This window comes from Oerskovia sp. NPDC060287 (assembly GCF_042726775.1).
In the GTDB taxonomy this organism is placed as follows: Bacteria; Actinomycetota; Actinomycetes; order Actinomycetales; family Cellulomonadaceae; genus Oerskovia; species Oerskovia merdavium.
Map to the genome: position 1 here is coordinate 1 of NZ_JBHXBO010000286.1, position 4703 is coordinate 4703.

At 71.3% G+C, this 4703-nt stretch carries 4 protein-coding genes; 1 reads left to right on the plus strand and 3 read right to left on the minus strand.

Annotation, left to right across the window (positions count from 1 at the left end):
• Positions 1 to 99: 99 nt before the first annotated feature.
• From mscL to ACFWFR_RS17545, 3 genes are all read right to left on the minus strand, one after another.
• Positions 100 to 546: a large conductance mechanosensitive channel protein MscL gene (mscL, locus tag ACFWFR_RS17535; RefSeq protein WP_191800495.1), complete on the minus strand. Its 447-nt coding sequence runs from the start codon at positions 544 to 546 to the stop codon at positions 100 to 102.
• A 164-nt stretch (positions 547 to 710) separates the two neighbouring features.
• Positions 711 to 1406, minus strand: coding sequence for an SAF domain-containing protein (locus ACFWFR_RS17540; protein WP_377623883.1), 696 nt, complete (start codon positions 1404 to 1406; stop codon positions 711 to 713).
• 99 nt (positions 1407 to 1505) lie between these two features.
• The gene (locus ACFWFR_RS17545; RefSeq protein WP_377623884.1) at positions 1506 to 1841 is read right to left on the minus strand and encodes an FmdB family zinc ribbon protein; all 336 of its coding nucleotides are present in this window, start codon (positions 1839 to 1841) and stop codon (positions 1506 to 1508) included.
• A 159-nt stretch (positions 1842 to 2000) separates the two neighbouring features.
• Here ACFWFR_RS17545 and ACFWFR_RS17550 point away from each other — a divergent pair, with 159 nt between their 5' ends.
• Positions 2001 to 4703, plus strand: a complete 2703-nt coding sequence (locus tag ACFWFR_RS17550; RefSeq protein WP_377623885.1) for a penicillin acylase family protein — start codon at positions 2001 to 2003, stop codon at positions 4701 to 4703.

Below are 4703 nucleotides of genomic sequence, written 5' to 3' on the forward strand. Positions count from 1 at the left end.
CACCACCATTGTGGTGGCTACGCAGAAACAACACCTTCCTCTACCCGCAGGTGAGGTGGGCGGCACGCGGCCGCCGCCCTGACGGCGCGAGCACGAGCCTCAGCGGATGCTGGGCCCGTCGACCGGACCGGAGCCCGGCCCCGCGCCGCGCGCGTTCTGCGCCGCGAGCAGGTCGCGGATCTCCTGGAGGACCAGGACGTCCTCGGCCGGCGCCTCGGGCTCGGACTCCTCGCCCTTCTTGCGCATCGAGGCCAGGTGGTTCATGGGCATGACGATGACGAAGTAGAGAGCGGCAGCGACGCACAGGAACTTGAAGAGAGCGTCGAGGATGAGGCCGATGCTGAAGTCGGCACCGTTGATGGTGAAGTTCCAGACCCCCGTCAGGTCCGGCTTGCCGAAGATGGCGGCGACGAGCGGGGTGATCAGGCCGTCGACGATCGACGTGACGACGAGCGTGAACGCTCCGCCGATCACGACACCGACCGCCAGGTCGATCGCGTTGCCGCGGAGCACGAACTCCTTGAAGCCGTTGAACACGTTCTTCATGCCAGTTTCCTTTCGAGAGGGGCGCAGACCCGGTCTGCGCGCCGATCTCTCGGCGGCGTCCGGCCAGCGGATTTGTACCGTCGCGATCCTTCCATGCTCAGGCGGTCGCGCATCTGGGCGTCTCGGCCCACCCCCTGTCCAGGTGCCGCCGCCGGCGGGCGTCACTACTGCACCAGGACGGCCGAGAGCCCGCCCCACTGGCCGAGCCCTGCGAGCGACGCAGCCTCGTCGGGCAGCACGGCCACGAGCGTCACGCCGTCCTCGGCCGAGTCACCGCCGAGCAGCCCGCCCGCGGCCTCGGCGGGCACCCCTGCCAGCACGAGCGCACGTCGCGCGACGTACGTGCCGGGCGCCCCGCCCGTGGGATCGTCGGTGCCGGACGCCGCGACGAGGAGGTCCACCCGGTCCCCGGGGCCCAGCAGGGCCGACACCGCAGGGTCGGCCAGCCGGACGGGTGCGACGACCGTCCCGCTGGGAGCCGAGGCAGCGAGGTCGCCCGCGGCCACGAGCGACGGGGTGACGGGCTGCGCGCGCGTCAGCGCGACGGACGTCGTGCGCCCGACGGCGTCGCTCACCCTGGTCAGGGAGGCCTGCGGTGCGAGCGACGACACGACGTCCTCGACCCGGAGGTCGCGACCGGTCAGCACGACCCCGGCCCCCACGTCCCGTGCGGCGACCACCACGGGGCTGGTCTCGGGGGGTGGCGGGCTCACCCTGCCCACGACGACCGCGGCCGCGAGGCCGCACCCCACGGCGACCACGACGGGACGTGACCGCCATGCGAGGGCGTGCAGGCGCCGTCGGGCTGCTGAGGACCGCGGACGGACCGAGCGCCCGGAGCGCTCTGAGGAACGAGACATGGCGCGACCGTAGAGCGCCCGCGCGGTGTCGCGTGCGACCTCGGGCTCAGCTGTGGACGGTTCGCGCCGCTGACGGCCTGTGGACGGCCAGGAGGCGCGTCAGCTCGCGGAAGAGCCCGACGAACCAGACGAACCGCTCGACGACGACGTGCCCGTCGAGCCGCTCGACGACGAGCCGCTGCTCGACGAGTCAGACGACTTGGACCCCGTGGAGGGCGTGGTCGACGAGCTGCCGGCGCCCATGCTGGACGACTTCGAGGACCGCGAGTCCGTCCGGTAGAAGCCCGACCCCTTGAAGGTCACGCCGACCGACGAGAAGACCTTGCGCAGGCGTCCGCCGCACTCCGGGCACACCGTCAGAGCATCGTCGGTGAACGCCTGGTGGATGTCGAAGGCGTGGCCGCAGGCAGTGCACGTGTACGCGTAGGTGGGCACGGTCTCTCCTCAAGAGGTCGCGGGGGGAGTGCGGTCGTCACGGGCCGGGCGCGAGCCTGGACCGGGCGTCCGACGCCCGCTCGGAGGCAGGGCCGGACTGGCACTCGGGGCTTCTGAGTGCTAATCATACGCCTGGCCCGCCCGGGGTAGTCTCGCACCGTGTCTGCTGAAGTCCCTGCCGGAGTCCACGGCGACCCGTCGCCGCCCGCCCACCTGTCCCGACGGGGAGGTTCTCGAGCCCGCCGGGCCACGATCGCGATCGCCGCGCTGCTGGTCGTGCTGCTGGTCGGGGTGTCGATCTTCACGTTCGTGACCGTCCGCCGCCCTCTCCCGCAGACCGACGGCACCCTCACGGTCCCCGGCCTGGACGGCGAGGTCAGCGTGCTCCGCGACGCGCAGGGCGTGCCGCAGATCTACGCGGACACACCCGAGGACCTGTTCCGCGCGCAGGGCTACGTCCAGGCGCAGGACCGCTTCTTCGAGATGGACTACCGCCGCCACGTCACCTCGGGCCGCCTGGCAGAGCTGGTCGGGGACAGCAAGGAGGCGATCGACGCGGACAAGGTCACGCGCACCTTCGGCTGGCGCCTCGTCGCCGAGGAGGAGTGGAAGATCATCGCGCCGGAGACCAAGGCGTACCTCCAGGCCTACGCGGACGGCGTGAACGCCTACCTCGAGGACCGCGACCCGAGCGAGATCGCGCTCGAGTACACCGTGCTCGGCACGAGCGTGAGCGTCGCCGACCCCGAGCCGTGGGACCCGATCGACTCGCTCGCCTGGCTCAAGGCCATGGCCTGGGACCTGCGCGGCAACTACGACGACGAGCTCGAGCGCGCCATCGCCTACGGCAGCTTCGCCGGCACGGCGACGGGCACCGAGGACCCCGCCCGCGTCGCACAGGACGTCGCCCGGGTCGCGACGCTCTTCCCTGCCTACGTCTCGGACACGAACCTTCCCATCCTCGACCCCGCCGAGGTCCCGACGGCCACCGCTCCGGCAGAGGTCGACGTCGAGGACGTCGAGCAGACGAGCTACATGCCGACCCTCGCTGGGAGCGAGCTCCAGTCCGCGGTCGGTGCCGCGGACCGAGCGCTCGCGGCCGTCCCCGTCCTCGTCGGGCGCGGTGAGGGGACGGGCTCCAACTCGTGGGCCGTCTCCGGTGAGCACACCGAGAGCGGCAAGCCGCTCCTCGCGAACGACCCGCACCTCGCGCTCCAGGCCCCCGGCGTCTGGGCCCAGGTCGGGCTCCACTGCAACACCGTGAGCTCGTCGTGCGGGTTCGACGTCGCGGGCTTCTCGTTCGCCGGGTTCCCGGGCGTCATCATCGGCCACAACGCCGACGTCGCCTGGGGCCTGACCAACATGGGCGCGGACGTCACCGACTTCTTCATCGAGCGCGTCCGTGACGAGACGTACCTGCGGGGCGACGACTGGGTGCCGCTCGAGACCCGCACGGAGACCATCAAGGTCAACGGGGGCCAGGACGTCGAGCTCGAGGTCTCGTCGACGCTCCACGGCCCGATCGTCTCGACCGTGCTGCCGCTCGACAGGGTCGCGGAGGCCCCGACCGAAGGCACCCCGCTCGGGGACTACGAGGTCGCGCTCCAGTGGACCGCGCTCGAGCCCGGCCGTACGGCCGACGCGGTCTTCGCGTTCGACCTCGCGGCGAGCGCCGACGACATGCGCGAGGCCGCCGCGCTCTTCGAGGTGCCCGCGCAGAACGTCGTCTTCGCGACGACCGACGGCCACATCGGCTACCAGGCTCCGGGCAAGATCCCGGTGCGTCAGGTCGTCGAGGGACCGGTGCCCTCGGACGGCACCTGGCCCCGTCCGGGCTGGGACGAGCGCTTCGACTGGACGGGCTACGTGCCCGCCAAGCAGATGCCCGGGGTCGTCGACCCCGAGGAGGGGTTCATCGTCGCGGCGAACCAGGCCGTGCTGCCCGCCGGGACCACCCCGTTCCTCACGACCGACTGGGACTACGGCTACCGCTCGCAGCGCATCCGGACGCTCCTGCAGTCCGAGATCGACTCGGGCCGCAAGATCGACGTCGAGATGATGAACACCATCCAGAACGACGACTGGAGCCCGTTCGCCGATGCCCTGCTCCCGTCCCTGCTCGACCAGGACATCGAGAACAGCAAGGGCGTCCGCAACGACTTCGCCGCCGAGGGACAGGACCTGCTGACCGACTGGGACCGCTCGATGGACATGGACTCCGCGGCGGCGGCCTACTTCGCGGCCGTGTGGCGCAACCTGCTCGAGATCACGTTCTGGGACGACCTGCCCGAGGACATCCGCCCCGCGGGCGGCAGCCGGTGGCTCGCGGTGGTCCAGAACATGCTCCTGGACGAGACCAACGCGTTCTGGGACGACCGGCAGACCGTGAGCGTCGTGGAGACCCGTGACGAGGTCCTCAACCAGGCGCTCGTCTCGGCCCGCCTCGACCTCACGACCGAGCTGTCCAAGAAGACGACGGACTGGGAGTGGGGCAAGCTGCACACGCTGTCCCTGGGGCACCTCGTCCTGGACAACGACGCCGTCCCGGGCTTCGTCCGGTCGTACATGAACCCGCGCACGGTGAGCATGCCGGGCGGGTCCTCGATCGTCAACGCCACCTCGTGGGACGCCGCGTCGGGGAACTTCGAGGTCACCTCGGGGCCGTCGATGCGCATGGTCGTCGACCTCGACGACCTGGACTCCTCGACCTGGGTCACCGTGACGGGCGCCTCGGGTCACCCGGCCTCGAAGCACTACGAGGACCAGCTGGGCACCTGGGCCGCGGGCGAGACGTACGCGTGGCCGTTCTCGGTCTCGGCCGTGGCGGCCCAGACGAAGGACGAGCTCCGACTCGTCCCGTGA